Below are 15,615 nucleotides of genomic sequence, written 5' to 3' on the forward strand. Positions count from 1 at the left end.
CAGCCACCGATGACTGAGAACTACACGGCACTTTACGAAGAGCACAAGAAGCTCGGCGCCTCCTTCACCGATTTCGGCGGCTGGCAGATGCCGCTCAAGTACAGCTCCGAACTGGCCGAGCACCACGCCGTCCGCAAGTCCGCGGGCCTCTACGACCTCTCCCACATGGGCGAAGTCTGGGTCACCGGCCCCGAGTCCGCGGCCTTCCTGGACTACGCCCTGGTCGGCAAGATCTCCGCGATGGCGGTCGGCAAGGCCAAATACTCGCTGATCTGCAACGAGGACGGCGGCATCATCGACGACCTCATCACCTACCGCCGCGGCGACCAGAAATTCCTGGTGGTCCCCAACGCCGGCAACGCCAAGGTCGTGGCCGCGGCGCTCGCCGAGCGGGCCAGTTCCGGCAAGGCGGGCGGCTTCGACGTCACCGTTGAGGACGCCTCCGCCGGAACCTCGCTGATCGCCGTGCAGGGCCCCAAAGCCCAGGAGATCCTGCTGCGCCTCGTTCCGGCCGCGCAGCACGACCTCGTCACCGGTCTGAAGTACTACGCCGCCGTCGACGTCCCCTTTATGTTCGGCGGCACCAGCCAGGAGCTCCTGCTCGCCCGCACCGGCTACACCGGTGAGGACGGCTTCGAGATCTTCGTCGCGAACGACGACGCCGCCGCCCTCTGGCAGGCGCTCGTGGCCATCGCCGAGGACGGCGAACTGACCCCCGCCGGACTCGCGTCCCGCGACTCGCTCCGGCTCGAGGCCGGGATGCCGCTCTACGGCAACGAGCTCTCCCTCGACGGCGACCCCTTCGCCGCCGGGCTGGGCCCGGTCGTGGCGCTCTCCAAGGAAGGCGACTTCGTCGGCAAGGCTGCCCTCGCCGCCATGAAGGAAGCCGGCGCAGGCACCACCGCGGGCCGCAAGCTGGTCGGGCTCAAGGGCCTCGGCCGCCGGGCCGGCCGCGGCCACTACCCGGTCCTGAAGGACGGCAACACCGTCGGTGAAGTCACCTCCGGCCAGCCCAGCCCGACGCTGGGCTACCCGGTCGCAATGGCCTACGTCGACGTCGAGTTAACAGAACCCGGCACAGCCCTGGACATCGATCTCCGCGGCAAGGCCGAACCCTTCGAAGTGGTCGCCCTGCCGTTCTACAAGCGCCAAAAGTAGCCCCTAGATTTAGCTCCAACGACCACTCCAAGACTTAGGACAAAAACACATGGCAAGAGTTGCCCCTGAACTGCAGTACTCCGACGAGCACGAGTGGGTTGCACGGGACTCCGGCGACGCCGGATCCAACATCGTGTCCATCGGCATCTCGGCGGTCGCCACGGACGCCCTCGGCGACATCGTCTACGTGGACCTGCCCGAGGTCGGCGCCATGGTGACCGCGGGCGAGACCTGCGGCGAGGTCGAGTCCACCAAGTCCGTCTCGGACCTGTATGCCCCCGTCACCGGCGAGGTCACCGAAACCAACCCGGCCGTCGTCGAGGACCCCGCGCTGATCAACAGCGACCCCTACGGTGCCGGCTGGCTCTTCAAGGTCGCCGCCGAATCAGAGGGCCCGCTGCTCTCCGCCCAGGAATACGCGTCCAAGAACGGCGGCGAGCTGTGAGCGCGGCCGCAGGCACCGCCGTGTTTGAGCAGGTAATTTCCCCGAGCCTGGACGCCGAACTGTCCGCCCTGGACCCGGAGATCGCCGCGAAGATCGACGCCGAGCTGACCCGCCAGCGGGACGGCCTGGAAATGATCGCCTCGGAGAACCACACCGCCAAGGCCGTCATGCAGGCGCAGGGTTCCGTGCTCACCAACAAGTACGCCGAGGGTTACCCGGGCAAGCGCTACTACGGCGGCTGCGAGCACGTTGACGTGGTCGAACAGCTCGCGATCGACCGCGTCAAGGCCCTGTTCGGCGCCGAGTACGCCAACGTCCAGCCGCACTCCGGAGCGCAGGCCAACGCCTCCGTCATGCACGCCCTGATCCGTCCGGGCGACACCATCATGGGCCTGAACCTGGCGCACGGCGGTCACCTCACGCACGGCATGAAGATCAACTTCTCCGGCCGCCTGTACAACGTGATCCCGTACCAGGTCCGCGAGGACGACCACCGGATCGACATGGCCGAGGTGGAGCGCCTGGCCCAGGAGCACAAGCCGCAGCTGATCGTCGCCGGCTGGTCGGCCTACGCCCGGCAGCTGGACTTCGCCGAGTTCCGCCGGATCGCCGATTCCGTGGGCGCCTACCTGATGGTGGACATGGCCCACTTCGCCGGGCTCGTCGCCGCCGGGCTGCACCCCTCCCCGGTGCCGCACGCCCACGTCACCACCTCCACCACGCACAAGACCCTCGCCGGTCCGCGCGGCGGCATCATCCTCTCCAACGACGCCGACATCGCCAAGAAGATCAACTCGGCAGTGTTCCCCGGCCAGCAGGGCGGCCCGCTGGAACACGTGATCGCGGGCAAGGCCGTGGCCTTCAAAATCGCCGCGTCCCCTGAGTTCAAGGAACGCCAGGAGCGTGTCCTGGCCGGAGCGCGGATCCTCGCCGAACGGCTCGTCCAGCCCGACGTCACCGCCAAGGGCATCAACGTCATCTCCGGCGGCACCGACGTGCACCTGGTCCTCGTGGACCTGCGCAACTGCGAGCTGAACGGCCAGCAGGCCGAGGACCGCCTCGCGGAAATCGACATCACCGTCAACCGCAACGCCGTGCCGTTCGACCCCCGCCCGCCGATGGTCACCTCGGGGCTGCGCATCGGCACCCCCGCGCTGGCCACCCGCGGGTTCGGCGAGGCGGCGTTCGCTGAAGTCGCCGACATCATCGCGGAGGCACTGATCGCCGACGCCGGCACGGACCTGTCCGGTCTGCGCTCCCGGGTGGAGGCCCTCGCCGCCGCCCACCCGCTCTACCCCTCGGTTGCCAACCTCGCCTAAGGGCCGTAATACAGATAGTAGAAGCAGCACAGATCACGACGCCGGGCCGCCGCCACAAGCTGCCGCCCGGCGTCGTGCATCCGGGGGAACCGCCGCCACGCGGCGGCCGCACCGCCTTCCGGCAGGACCATCTGCCGGGCCACAGTTAGCTAGTTAGGAACAACAATGGCCGTTGGAGTCTTCGACCTTTTTTCCATCGGAATAGGGCCCTCCAGTTCACACACGGTGGGCCCCATGCGGGCCGCGGCGGTGTTCGCCGGGGAACTCAAGGCCTCCGGTGTGCTGGAGCGGGTGGCCTCGCTGCGGGTTGACCTCTACGGCTCCCTCGCCGCCACCGGGCACGGACACGGCACCATGACCGCCATCCTGCTCGGCCTGGAAGGCTTCCACCCCGAGCTGATCCTCCCCGAGGAAGTGGAGGAACGGCTCGCCACGATTGCCGAGACCGGGAAACTGCAGCTGGCAGGCTCCGTCCCGCTGCCCTACGGCGTGAAGGACATGATCCTGCGCCCCCTGACCATCCTCCCGCGGCACACCAACGGCATGACGTTCACCGTCTCCGGTGCCGACGGCGAAGTCCTGCACGCCGCCACTTTCTTCTCCGTCGGCGGCGGCTTCATCGTCCGCGAGGGCGAGGAGGACGCGGCGCTCAAGGAGCTCGACGAATCCAAGAAGGAACTGCCGCTGCCTTTCCGCACCGCCGCGGAACTGCTGGGCCGCTGCCAGTCCAAAGGCCTCTCGATCGGCGAGATCATGTTCGTCAACGAGCGCGCCTCCCGGACCGAGGCGGAGATCCGCGAAGGCCTGCTGCATATCTACTCCGTGATGGAAAGCTGCGTCGAGGTCAGCCTCAAGCGCGAGGGACTGCTGCCCGGCGGGCTCAAGGTCCGCCGCCGTGCGCCCGACTGGCACGAGCGCCTCATGAAGGAAACCCGCGGCCAGGCCCCGGACTTCCGGGACCCGAAATACTGGCAGGAATGGGTGAACCTGATCGCCCTGGCCGTGAACGAGGAAAACGCCTCGGGCGGCCGCGTGGTCACCGCCCCGACGAACGGCGCAGCCGGCATCATCCCCGCGGTGCTCTACTACGCCCTGCACTTCGCGCCGGGCATGGACAAGGCCACCCAGCAGGACCGCGACGACGTTGTGGTCAAGTTCCTGCTGACCGCCGCCGCCATCGGGGTGCTGTACAAGGAACAGGCCTCGATCTCCGGCGCGGAGGTCGGCTGCCAGGGCGAGGTGGGCTCGGCGTCGTCGATGGCGGCCGCGGGCCTGGCCGAAGTCATGGGCGGTACGCCCCAGCAGGTGGAGAACGCCGCGGAAATCGCGATGGAGCACAACCTCGGCCTGACCTGCGACCCGATCGGCGGGCTCGTGCAGATCCCCTGCATCGAACGCAACGCCATCGCGGCGGCCAAGGCCATCAACGCCGCCAAGATGGCGCTGTGGGGCGACGGCTCGCACCGGGTGTCCCTCGACGAGGTCATCGTCACCATGCGGGAAACCGGCCGTGACATGAGCTCCAAGTACAAGGAGACCGCGATGGGCGGGCTCGCCGTGAACGTGGTGGAATGCTGAATCAGTTGTAGACCGCAGCCCAGAAGTTCAGCGACGAGGCGAACACAATCCAGGCGAGGTAGGGCAGCAGCAGGAGCCCCGCCGCGCGGCTGATCGGTCCGAAGTACAGGACGGTGACGGACACGGCCACCGCCAGGGCCACAATGATGACAAAGGCGATCCACAGGGCCGGGGTGCCGAGCACCGGGTACAGGCCGAAGAAGACCGGCGTCCACAGCAGGTTCAGCACGAGCTGGACGGCGTAGGCGGTGAGGGCGGGTCTGGTCCCTTCCGCCCGGCTCCTCCAGACCAGCCAGGCCGCGACGGCCATCGCGGTGTAGAGGACCGTCCAGACCGGCCCGAACACCCAGTTCGGCGGCGACCACGGCGCCTTGTCGGCGGTGGCATACCAGCCGTCGACGTTGTTGGCCGTGGCCAGTCCGCCCAGTCCCGCCACTACGGCGGAGGCCGCGAGGAAGGCGAGCAGTCCCAGCAACTGGGGTCCCAGCGCGAGCTTTGAGGGCGCGTGTTCCTGGCTTCCGGATCCTGCGGCTAACGATTGCTGATCAGGCGGCATGCTTCCAGCGTAGCGGCTGCGTCCGGGGCGGGAACAGGGGCCCGGGCGGATAGACTTGACCCTGCATGTCTGCATGCCGCCGACGCTCGTACCGTAATGATTGGACGCCGCACCCTTGCGTGAATTCACCGCCCGCTTCGCCTCTGCCGAAGAGATCGCTAATTGGGACGCCCACGTCACCGCGAACCCCAATGGCGGCAATCTCCTGCAATCGGAAGCCTTCGCCGAGGTCAAGCAGCACTTCGGCTGGAAGCCCCTTCACCTCGTGTACGAGACGGCCGACTACTCGAGCTACAACCTGATCCTGGAGAAGTCCTTCCCGCTCCTGGGCAAGCTCTGGTACCTGATCAAGGGCCCGGATGTCGCTTCGGTCGAGGACATCCCCGGCATCGCCGCGGCCAACGCCGAGTTCGTCAAGCGCGCCCGGCTGGGCGTCTTCGCCATCAAGATCGAACCGGACATCGTGCTCTCCGCGGAGGCCAGGCGAGTGATCGAAGGCGCCGGGCTGGTCAAGACCCACAACCTGCAGCCCAACGACTCCACGGCCCTGCTCGACATCTCCCCGGACCAGAACCAGCTGCTGCGCAACCTGCACTCGCGCGGCCGCAATGCCGTCCGGCGCGCCATCCGCGAGGACGTAGCGGTCCACAACGTGGAACCTACCGAGGAAAACTTCCGCGCGATGTACGCGCTGATGACCACCACCGTGGAAGCCAAGTCCCAGGTCCGGGTCCGCGAGTACGAGTACTACCGCCAGTTCTGGACCAATTTCATCAGCCGCGGCCAGGGTAGGCTGCTCTTCGTTTACGAGGACGGTGTGCCCTCCGTCGGAGCCTTCGTCATCAACTACGGCCGCAAGGGCACGTATAAGGACGGCGGCTCGCTGCAGAAACGCGGCCAGTACGGCGACTCCCACCTGGTGCAGTGGACAGCCATCAACCAGCTCAAGGACCTCGGCTGCACCGAATACGACTTCTGCGGCACGCCCCCCAGCGACCAGCTCAAGGACACGTCCAACCCGTTCCACGGACTGGGTCTGTTCAAGACCAGCTTCAGCAAGACCGTGACCGACTTTGTCGGCTGCTATGACCAGGTGCTGAACCCGCTGAAGTACAAGGTCTGGATGGCCGCGGGGGAACGCGTTGCCCGCCAGCTCTACACCCGCCGCACGGGCCAGCAGTTCTACTAGACCGGCAGCCACGGAAATTAAGGACGCCGGAATGACCAAGGAACCCGACGGCCGCCTCAGGCCGCACACAGACCCACTGCCCAGGACCGAGCCGATGTCGGCCACCCAGGTGCGCCAGAACGCCGCTGCCAAGCGGATGCTGCGCCGGCTGGTCCAGGGCGAGAACCCGCCGACCGCCCCGATGAGCATCGTGGACCGTCTGGCCGGCAGCCCCTACGCCAACCCGATGATCCAGGTGGGCGGGGTGGACACCTCTGCCCGCAAGACGATCGACTTCGCGCTGCACCTGGCCGAGTCGATGTTTCGGTACGGCGCCGGCGCCCTCGAAGTGGAAACCAGCATCATCGCCATCACGGCCGCGCTGGGACTCAAACACATCGAAGTGGACATCACCAACCAGTCCGTGGCCATCAACTACGCCCCCAAGGACCAGACGCCCATCACCCTGCTCCGGGTCGTGCGGTCCTGGACCAACAACTACGCGGGCCTGGCCAAGGTGCACCAGCTGGTCACGGACATCGTCGCCGGCGGGGTCGGACGCGAGGAGGCTGTGCGCCGGCTCGAGGAAATCACGCACAGTTCCAAGCCTTTCCCGCGCTGGATGGTCACGGCGGCCTTCGGGGTGTTCTCCGCCGTCTTCGTCGGGGTGCTCGGTGGCGGCCCGGGCGCCTCAGCCGTCGCCTTCCTGTCCAACCTCCTGGTCAGCCTGCTGGCCCGAAAACTGTCGCGCTGGCGCACCCCGGACTTCTTCGTCACCGCCGCGTGTTCCTTCCTGGTCACCTTCATCGCCCTGCTGTTATGGCGTTTCGGCGGCCTGGTAGGAATCCAGATACCTCCCGCCATCGTGGTGGTCGGCGGCATCCTGCTGCTCCTGCCCACCGGACGGCTCGTCTCCTCGGTGCAGGATGCGATCAACGGCTTCCCGGTCACGGCGGCCGGCCGGTTCGTCTCCACCATGCTGACCTTCGGCGCGCTCGTGGCCGGCATCGCCGTCGGCTTCGTGGTCGGGGACATGACCGGGATGGAGTCGATCGACGTTACGGAAACATTCCCTCCGGCGTATCCATGGTGGGCCGTGGGCATCATGATTGCCATCGCGGTCGTCGCGATCGGAATCACCGAACAGACGAGCTGGGCGCTGCTGCTTCCCACCGCGGCCGTGGGCGTCATCGGCTACCTGGTCCTCATCGGCGGTGAAGCCGCGGGCATCGGGCCGCGGTTCGCACCCGCCCTGGCTGCCGTCGCCATCGGCCTGCTGGCCCGCGTGCTCGCCCTGCGGATGGGCGCCCCGCAGCTGGTGGTGGCCGTTCCGGCAGCGCTGATCCTGCTGCCCGGACTTACCATATTCCGGTCCATGTATGTATTGACGATTGAGGAATCGGATGTCCTGCTGGGAGCCGGGGGCATGCTCAATGCCGGGGCCATCGTGATGGGGGTCGCGGCCGGCATCGTCCTCGGTGACACCCTCGCCCGGCCCCTGACGCGCGGCCTGGCCAGCAACGAACGACGGCGGGCCCGGCGCCGCTAGGTCTCCTTTGCACCCTGCGCCGCCGGGTTTCCCCACCTTTGCCGGGTCCCGACGGCGTGGCGGACCGCCGGGCCGGCGAGCCCCGCCGTTGTGATGGCAAAGGTGGGGAAACCCCGCGGCACCTGGCCAGATCGTGCTGTTAGATCTCCCCGATGGGCAGCTTTTTCTCGGCCTGGAAGTCGTCCTCCACCCGGCCCATCGCCCAGTAGCCGGAGAGCGAAACCTGGGAGCGCTGCAGCCCGCGCTGCGCGTAGAGCACCTCCCGCAGGCTCTTCATGTAGCCGCGCTCGCCGTGCGCAAAGACCTGCACGCGGCCCTCCGGCCAGATGGCGTCGCGCACCGCGCTGACCAGCAGTCCACTGGCCCCCGCAGGCACACCGCCGCGCAGGAGCCAGCGCAGTTCCACACCTGCCGGCGCGGAGATGGCCTGGACGTCCGCGTCGCCGTCCACCTCGAGGAAGGCGAGACCGCGGGCATCCTCCGGCAGTGATTCGATCGAGGCGCCGATGGCCGGCAGGGCGGACTCGTCGCCCGCGAAGAGGTACCAGTCCGCGGCCGGATCCGGGTTGTATCCGCCGCCGGGACCGGTGAAGGTCAGGGCGTCGCCGGGCCGCGCGGACGCGGCCCACGGTCCCGCGAGGCCCTCATCGCCGTGGATCACGAAGTCGATGGCGACTTCGCCGGCCGCCTCGTCGACCCAGCGGACGGTGTAGGTCCGGGTGTGCGGCCACTGATCCCGCGGCATGGACTCCCGGACTTCCCAGAGGTCCAGCGGTTCCGGGTAGTCGATCCCGGGCTGCGGGAACACGATCTTGACGTAACGGTCCACGAAGGAGTTGTTCACGTAGTCTGCGAAGCCCGGCCCGCCGGCAATGATCCGGACCATGTGCGGAGAGAGCTGTTCGCGGCGCAGGACGGTGAGGTTGGTCTGCGGGCGGGATTTCCGGGTGGCCGAGGTGGCTGCGGGGACTGAGGTCATGAAGCCAAGCCTAGCCAACAACCGCCAACAACCCTGGGCGGAACCCTGACTGTGAAGCCCGACTGCCAACCCCGACTGCCAACCCCGAACCCCGACCGTGAAGCCTGCTAGGGGAGCGGAGGAAGTTCCCAGTCCACCGTGCCGTCGCCTTGCTCCTGAAGCAGCGTGTTGGCACGGCTGAACGGACGGGAGCCGAAGAATCCCCGCGAGGCCGAGAGCGGACTCGGATGGGCGCTGGAGATCACGGGTGTGGAGCCCAGCAGCGGCCGGACGGTCCCGGCGTCGCGGCCCCACAGGATCGCCACGAGCGGCGCGGGGGAGCCGTCGGCGCTGACGCGGTCCGCCACCGCGCTGATGGCCGCCGCCGTGATGGCTTCCCACCCTTTGTTCCGGTGCGATCCGGCCTCCCCGGCCCGGACGCTGAGGACCCTGTTCAGCAGCAGCACCCCCTGGTCCGCCCAGCCGCTGAGGTCGCCGTGGATCCGCGGCGGCAGTCCCAGATCGGCCTCGAGTTCCTTGTAGATATTCGCGAGGCTGCGCGGGATGGGCCGGGTGGCGCCGTCGACGGCGAACGACAGCCCGACGGCATGGCCGGGCGTCGGATACGGATCCTGGCCCACGATCAGAACCCGGACGTCCGCCAGCGGCCGCCGGAACGCCCGCAGCACGTTCGACGGCGACGGCAGCACCTCGCGGCCCTCGGCGACTTCCTGGCCCAGGAACGACAGGACCTCGCGCAACTTCCCCTCGACCGGGGCCAGCGCCCCGGCCCAGCCGGCAGCCAAGAGCTCAGGCAACGGCAGGCCGGCAAGTTCGGCGAAGCCCACGGACGGGGTTGCGGCGGGCTCCAGCTCGAACAGGGCATCGGAGTCAAGGGAGTCGGAGGTAGGCACAGGGCTCATTCTCGCAGGGTGGCGAATGACAACACTGTTATTCGCCCGTAACATGGGTGAAGAATTTTCACCGGATCCAGCCGTACCGCAAGCAGGAGTGTGTCGTGGCCGAACAAGCGCAGGAGCACCTTTCGACGGCGGATTCTGTCGCCGCCGGGACGAGGCCAGAGTCGCCGTTGGGCAGCCGGGACCAGCAGATGCTGGCGCTGGAACGGCAGTGGTGGAAATACGCCGGCGCCAAGGAACAAGCCATCCGCGAGCTCTTCGACCTCTCCGCGACGCACTACTACCAACTCCTGAACGCCCTCATCGACACCGAGGATGCGCTGGCCCACGATCCCATGCTCGTGAAGAGATTGCGTAGACTACGTACGTCACGCCAACGTGCGCGCACTGCTCGCCGCTTGGGCTCAGACGCGTAAAGCACAGCCGGAAGCGCGGATTCCCGCGCGGACGCCGGCGTGGGCACATCGTCAGAAATCAGCAAGGACGTCGTTTTTACCATGACCAAATACGCTCGGGATGAATTTGATCGGGTCCCGGAGACCTCCACACGCCAGGGTGTCCACCGGGCCGTCGCCGAAACCCGCCGACGCCGCCGCCTGGGGTCCATCCTGGCCGTCGGCGCCGCGGCATTGGCCGTCGGCCTCGTGGCTTTCCTGATTCTGCCGAAGCTGGGATTCTCCTCCGCCGGCGAGACGATGGCCGTCTCGGCCGAGCAGGTCGGCAGCAGCGCCTCCGCGTCACCCGCACCCACGACCTCCACCCCGGAGCCGACCAGCCCCCAGCCGACCAGCCCGGCCCCGGTGAGCCCGGAGGCAAGCGCAGCGCCCTCCGTGTCCGCCACCCCCTCCGCGGCTGCCGTCGTCGACAAGACCCAGCCCGTAGCGGTCTTCAACGGCACCTCCACCGCGGGACTGGCCAACCGCGTGGGCGGAACCGTCTCCACCGCCGGCTGGACGATCGGCGCACTCGGAAACTGGGGTGGTGCGCCCCAGCAGCGTTCCGTCATTTTCTACAGCGGTGCCGCGCAGAAGAGCAATGCCGAAGCCCTTGGCAAACTCCTGGGCATCCCGACCGTCGTGGACTCGGCCGAATTCCAGCTCCCGCTCGTTGTTGTCCTGGCGCCAGGTTTCCAGTAGTCCGTTCCGGTTACGCCTGAATAACTATTGACCGCCTGACCCGACCCCGCCCTGCGCTCCGGCACGGGGCTGTGGGTACAGTAATTGCGGACTGTGTTGCATCCTGCGTTTGCATCCTTGCATTCTGCGTCACGCAGTCCGCGGCCCACATTGTGGTGGGCAGCCCGCCAGTCAACTGAAAGTGTGGACACCATGGCATTGGGAACCGTCAAATGGTTCAACGCCGAGAAAGGCTACGGGTTCATCACCGTGGACAGCTCCGGGGCCGATGTCTTTGTGCACTGGTCTGCCATCGCGGGGGAGGGCTACCGTGCCCTGGATGAGGGGCAGCGTGTGGAACTTGAGGTCGGCGAGGGCGAAAAAGGCCCGCAGGCCGAAAGCGTCCGGCCCGTCCAGTGACTTTCGCCGCCGCAGCGCACGCGCCGCAGGAAGCTGCCGACAAGGCCGCCGCTCGAAGGGCTCCCGGCAGCACTCTCCAGCGCCGGGCTGCGGCCCTGCGGATCGGCCGCGCCGTCGCCGTGGCCGCAGCTGCTGCCCTGGCCACAACCGCGTGCCTGGCCCCTACGGGCGGCGCCCGCGTGGGGCAGGCGGACGCGAGCGGTGACGGCACCCTGCGCATCGGGCTGATCCTTGACAACACCGGTCCGCAGAGCTTCCTCAACGCCCCCCAGCTGGCCGCCGCAAAGCTTGCCGTGAAGGAAATAAACGCCGCCGGCGGCCACAAAGGAAAACCGGTGGAGCTGCTCCCGGAGACCGTCAGCACGGACACCGCAACGCAGGCCAAAGCGCTGGTGGCCGCCAAAGCCGACGTCGTCATTGGCCCGACGGACTCGAGCCGGGCGCCCGCCGCCATCGATGTCCTCGCCAACGCCAGGATCGCCATCATTTCCCCCGCGAACGCCGCCCGCGGGCTCAGCAGCTATGAGAGCGGCGGCTTCTATTTCCGGACCTCGGCAGCCGACATTGCGCAGGCCCCCGTGCTGGTCAAGCTCGCCAAGGACAGCGGTGCCTCCACCCTCGCCGTGGTGTACGAGGAAGGCAGCTACGGCAAGGACGTGTCCACCGCGGTCGCCGCCGCCGCCCAGCAGTCCGGCCTCGGATCCGTCGCTGTCGTGGGGTTCGTCCCGGGCCAGGCCCAGCAGGCGGCCGCTGCCGTGAAGGCGGCGGCTCCCGACGCCGTCGTGCTGGTCTCACGGACCGGGGCGCAGGGCGCCATTGCCGAGCTGAACAACGCCGGCGTTGCTGGAACGAAGCTCATCCTCAGCGACGGTGCGGTCAACCAGTACGGCTCAGGCCTCGGCTCCAGCGCCCTCAGCGGTGCCCGGGGAATCCTGCCCGGGACCTTTGCCTCCGCGCACTTCCAGGGCGAACTGGTGTCCGTGGATCCCGCGCTGGCGGACATGACCTTTGCCGCTGAGACGTACGACGCCGTCAACCTCGCCGCCGTTGCGGCCGCTGCGGCGGAGGACGACGCCGGAGCCTCCGTTGCGGCCAGCCTGATCGCCGTCTCCGGCGGCAAGGTCCAGGCGTCCGGCGGCTCCGGGCCCTCCGGCGAAGCCGCGGTCTGCAAGAGCTACCAGGAGTGCCTCGACGTCCTCCGGGCCGGAAAGCAGCCCGACTACGACGGCGAATCCGGGCGGATCGGCTTCGATGCCAACGGTGATATCAGCTCCGCCAACTACGTCGTCTACACGTACGGGGCGGACAACACGGCAACCATGAGCGGCAGCGAGACGGCCAGCAGCAACGGGAGTTAATCGCCCGTAGCGTATTGCGTCGTGCCGGAGCACCGCCAGCGGGCCGATGCAGGGCGTTCCGTCGAGCGCACTGCTTGCACTCTCCCCGGGGGAGTGCTAATTATTGAGTTAGCACTCCCGCGTATTGACTGCTAAAACGACGCCCGGTTCGCCCGGCCGCGAAGTTGCAGCAGCCGCCTCCGGGAGCGAAAGAAACACCTGGCTGGGGTGAGATCCCTGGCCCGGCGGCATACAGAGGCCGCAGGGCAAGGATCGTCCGTCGCGGGCACCGCAGCAAAGGTTCATTCTTAACGACTGTCCCGAAAGGACTACTGCCGTTATGGCCAAGATCATTGCATTTGATGAAGAGGCACGCCGCGGTCTTGAGCGGGGCCTGAACATCCTCGCCGACGCCGTCAAGGTCACCCTCGGCCCGCGTGGACGCAACGTCGTCCTCGAAAAGAAGTGGGGCGCCCCCACGATCACCAACGATGGTGTTTCCATCGCCAAGGAGATCGAGCTGGACGATCCTTACGAGAAGATCGGCGCCGAGCTGGTCAAGGAAGTTGCCAAGAAGACGGATGACGTCGCCGGCGACGGTACCACCACTGCCACCGTGCTGGCTCAGGCCCTGGTCAAGGAAGGCCTGCGCAACGTCGCGGCCGGCGCTGATCCCCTGTCCCTCAAGCGCGGTATCGAGAAGGCTGTCGAAGCTGTCACCCGCGAGCTCCTGGCCTCCGCCAAGGAAATCGAAACCAAGGAAGAGATTGCCGCCACCGCGTCGATCTCTGCCGGTGACAACGAGATTGGCGCCCTGATTGCCGAAGCCCTGGATAAGGTCGGCAAGGAAGGCGTCATCACCGTCGAGGAGTCGAACACGTTCGGCCTCGAGCTGGAACTCACCGAGGGCATGCGCTTCGACAAGGGCTACATCTCCGCTTACTTCGTCACCGACGCTGAGCGCCAGGAAACGGTCCTCGAGGATCCGTACATCCTGATCGTCAACTCGAAGATCTCCAACGTCAAGGAACTGGTTGCTGTCCTCGAGAAGGTCATGCAGTCCTCCAAGCCGCTGCTGATCATCGCCGAAGACATCGAGGGCGAGGCCCTGGCCACCCTGATCGTCAACAAGATCCGTGGCACCTTCAAGTCCGTCGCCGTCAAGGCTCCGGGCTTCGGCGACCGCCGCAAGGCGCAGCTCGCCGACATCGCCATCCTCACCGGTGGCCAGGTCATCTCCGAGGAAGTCGGCCTCAAGCTTGAGACCGCCGGACTCGAACTCCTGGGCCGCGCCCGCAAGGTCGTCGTGACCAAGGACGAGACCACCATCGTCGAGGGTGCAGGCGACGCTGACCAGATTGCCGGCCGCGTTTCCCAGATCCGCGCCGAAATCGAGAACTCCGATTCGGATTACGACCGCGAGAAGCTGCAGGAACGCCTGGCCAAGCTGGCCGGCGGCGTTGCAGTCATCAAGGCCGGTGCCGCAACCGAGGTCGAGCTCAAGGAACGCAAGCACCGCATTGAGGACGCTGTCCGCAACGCCAAGGCTGCTGTTGAAGAGGGCATCGTCGCCGGCGGTGGCGTTGCCCTGATCCAGGCCGGTGCCAAGGCATTCGCCAACCTGCAGCTCGAAGGCGACGAGGCAACCGGTGCGAACATCGTGCGCGTTGCCATCGACGCCCCGCTGAAGCAGATCGCCTTCAACGCCGGCCTCGAGCCCGGCGTTGTCGTCGACAAGGTCCGCGGCCTGCCTGCAGGCCACGGCCTGAACGCAGCAACCGGCGAATACGTCGACCTGCTGGCTGCCGGGATCAACGACCCGGTCAAGGTCACCCGCTCTGCCCTGCAGAACGCGGCTTCCATTGCCGGCCTGTTCCTCACCACCGAGGCCGTTGTGGCCGACAAGCCGGAGAAGAACTCCCCGGCCATGGGCGGCGGCGACGACATGGGCGGCATGGGAGGCATGGGCGGTTTCTAACCACCCGGCTTCCGGCGCCGGCTAGTCCAGCGCTGAACGTCCAGTTCAACGACGGCGGTCCCACCTTCGGGTGGGGCCGCCGTCGGCGTTCGAGGCCGTCCCGGTCTGGCAGGATAGTGCAGTGACGATTACAGCAGCAGCCGACGGTTCGGCTTTAGGAAATCCCGGCCCGGCCGGATGGGCCTGGTACGTGAGCGACGACTGCTGGCGGGCCGGGGGATGGCCGCACGGCACCAACAACATGGGCGAGCTCATGGCCGTGCTGGACTTGTTCCGCTCCACCGCGCACCTGCCGGGCGAGCACCTGCACATCCTCTGCGACAGCCAGTACGTCATCAACTCCGTCACCAAGTGGATGCCGGGCTGGAAACGCAAGGGCTGGCGCAAGTCCGACGGCAAGCCCGTCATGAACGTCGAGCTGCTCAAAGACATTGACCAGGCGCTGGCCGGCCGCAAATACACATTCGAATGGGTGCGCGGCCACGCCGGGCACGACCTGAACGAGGCCGCGGATGACCGCGCGCGTGCCGCCGCGACGGCGTACCAGCAGGGCGTCGCCGTCCGGCAGGGGCCCGGCTTCGGCGCCGCGGCCGAGGCGCCGGCACCGTCCGCCGGGACCGCTCCCGCCGCCGCTCAGGTCCCGCCGCCCGCCCTGGCCGGCCAGCAGCAGCTGTTCGGCGAACCGTCGCTCTTCGATGAACCCGACCTCTTCAGCGAGCTCGACGACGACACCATACCGGCCCCGGGCACCGACGCGAGCCCGGAAGCCATCGTCGAGGCACTGGAGCGCGAACTCCTCCGGCCCGAAACCCGCGCGGACCTCGGACGCACCGGTGTGCTGCTGCACCCGGACTTCACCGAAATCGGCAGCTCGGGCCGGATCTGGACCCGGGACGCGGTGCTGATGTCGCTCGAAGATCACCCGGGAGCCCCTATTGAGCTGGAGCTGCTGGGCGCGGACCGGCTGGGAGAGCAGACGGTCCTCCTGACCTACCGCAGCCACGCCCGGTCGGGGACGGCACTGCGCAGCTCCCTGTGGGTGCACGACGGCGCTCAGTGGCGTCTCCGCTTCCACCAGGGCACCCCCGAAGCCTGAGCCCTTCTCAGGCGGTGT

The 15,615-nt window shown here is 67.7% G+C and carries 15 protein-coding genes; 12 read left to right on the top strand and 3 right to left on the bottom strand.

Annotated features, from left to right (window positions below):
* Window positions 1-9: 9 nt before the first annotated feature.
* The 4 genes from gcvT to J2W14_RS13910 all read left to right on the top strand — a co-directional run bounded on the left by gcvT (window position 10) and on the right by J2W14_RS13910 (window position 4,500).
* On the top strand, window positions 10-1,158 hold the full coding sequence (gene gcvT, locus J2W14_RS13895) for a glycine cleavage system aminomethyltransferase GcvT (protein WP_307463478.1): 1,149 nt from the start codon (window positions 10-12) through the stop codon (window positions 1,156-1,158).
* Window positions 1,159-1,207: 49 nt separating this feature from the next.
* Window positions 1,208-1,603, top strand: a complete 396-nt coding sequence (gcvH, locus tag J2W14_RS13900; protein WP_307463479.1) for a glycine cleavage system protein GcvH — start codon at window positions 1,208-1,210, stop codon at window positions 1,601-1,603.
* On the top strand, window positions 1,600-2,922 hold the full coding sequence (glyA, locus tag J2W14_RS13905) for a serine hydroxymethyltransferase (protein ID WP_307463480.1): 1,323 nt from the start codon (window positions 1,600-1,602) through the stop codon (window positions 2,920-2,922). The genes gcvH and glyA overlap by 4 nt, the downstream gene beginning before the upstream one ends.
* A 165-nt stretch (window positions 2,923-3,087) precedes the next feature.
* On the top strand, window positions 3,088-4,500 hold the full coding sequence (locus J2W14_RS13910; RefSeq protein ID WP_307463482.1) for an L-serine ammonia-lyase: 1,413 nt from the start codon (window positions 3,088-3,090) through the stop codon (window positions 4,498-4,500).
* A gap of 1 nt (window position 4,501) precedes the next feature.
* On the opposite strand, the gene J2W14_RS13915 is transcribed toward J2W14_RS13910, so the two are convergent.
* Window positions 4,502-5,056, bottom strand: coding sequence for a TspO/MBR family protein (locus J2W14_RS13915; RefSeq protein ID WP_307463485.1), 555 nt, complete (start codon window positions 5,054-5,056; stop codon window positions 4,502-4,504).
* Between the two features lie 100 nt (window positions 5,057-5,156).
* Between J2W14_RS13915 and J2W14_RS13920 the strand changes: the two genes are divergently transcribed.
* Window positions 5,157-6,245 (top strand): lipid II:glycine glycyltransferase FemX, encoded by a 1,089-nt coding sequence (locus J2W14_RS13920; RefSeq protein ID WP_307463489.1) that lies wholly within the window; start codon window positions 5,157-5,159, stop codon window positions 6,243-6,245.
* Window positions 6,246-6,276: 31 nt separating this feature from the next.
* On the top strand, window positions 6,277-7,773 hold the full coding sequence (locus tag J2W14_RS13925; RefSeq protein WP_307463490.1) for a threonine/serine ThrE exporter family protein: 1,497 nt from the start codon (window positions 6,277-6,279) through the stop codon (window positions 7,771-7,773).
* Between the two features lie 139 nt (window positions 7,774-7,912).
* Here the strand turns inward: J2W14_RS13925 and J2W14_RS13930 are convergent, their stop codons facing one another.
* Both J2W14_RS13930 and J2W14_RS13935 read right to left on the bottom strand, forming a co-directional pair.
* Window positions 7,913-8,752, bottom strand: coding sequence for a siderophore-interacting protein (locus J2W14_RS13930; RefSeq protein ID WP_307463493.1), 840 nt, complete (start codon window positions 8,750-8,752; stop codon window positions 7,913-7,915).
* 107 nt (window positions 8,753-8,859) lie between these two features.
* On the bottom strand, window positions 8,860-9,645 hold the full coding sequence (locus J2W14_RS13935) for a uracil-DNA glycosylase (RefSeq protein WP_307463495.1): 786 nt from the start codon (window positions 9,643-9,645) through the stop codon (window positions 8,860-8,862).
* Between the two features lie 104 nt (window positions 9,646-9,749).
* Between J2W14_RS13935 and J2W14_RS13940 the strand changes: the two genes are divergently transcribed.
* The 6 genes from J2W14_RS13940 (at window position 9,750) to J2W14_RS13965 (ending at window position 15,597) form a co-directional block, all read left to right on the top strand.
* Complete coding sequence (locus tag J2W14_RS13940; RefSeq protein ID WP_307463950.1) at window positions 9,750-10,067, top strand: DUF3263 domain-containing protein; 318 nt, start codon at window positions 9,750-9,752, stop codon at window positions 10,065-10,067.
* 81 nt (window positions 10,068-10,148) lie between these two features.
* A complete protein-coding gene (locus tag J2W14_RS13945) occupies window positions 10,149-10,787 on the top strand; it encodes a LytR C-terminal domain-containing protein (RefSeq protein WP_307463497.1) in 639 nt (212 codons plus the stop codon).
* Window positions 10,788-10,979: 192 nt separating this feature from the next.
* Window positions 10,980-11,186, top strand: coding sequence for a cold-shock protein (locus J2W14_RS13950; protein ID WP_282382031.1), 207 nt, complete (start codon window positions 10,980-10,982; stop codon window positions 11,184-11,186).
* A 95-nt stretch (window positions 11,187-11,281) separates the two neighbouring features.
* Window positions 11,282-12,544 (top strand): ABC transporter substrate-binding protein, encoded by a 1,263-nt coding sequence (locus J2W14_RS13955; RefSeq protein WP_307463952.1) that lies wholly within the window; start codon window positions 11,282-11,284, stop codon window positions 12,542-12,544.
* 319 nt (window positions 12,545-12,863) lie between these two features.
* Window positions 12,864-14,501 carry a chaperonin GroEL gene (gene groL, locus J2W14_RS13960; protein ID WP_160667642.1) on the top strand — a complete coding sequence of 546 codons (1,638 nt, stop codon included), beginning with the start codon at window positions 12,864-12,866 and terminating at the stop codon, window positions 14,499-14,501.
* Window positions 14,502-14,622: 121 nt separating this feature from the next.
* Complete coding sequence (locus tag J2W14_RS13965; RefSeq protein ID WP_307463500.1) at window positions 14,623-15,597, top strand: ribonuclease HI family protein; 975 nt, start codon at window positions 14,623-14,625, stop codon at window positions 15,595-15,597.
* The last annotated feature ends 18 nt before the right edge of the window (window positions 15,598-15,615 follow it).

Source organism: Pseudarthrobacter oxydans, from assembly GCF_030812335.1.
GTDB classification, from domain to species: Bacteria; Actinomycetota; Actinomycetes; order Actinomycetales; family Micrococcaceae; genus Arthrobacter; species Arthrobacter oxydans_B.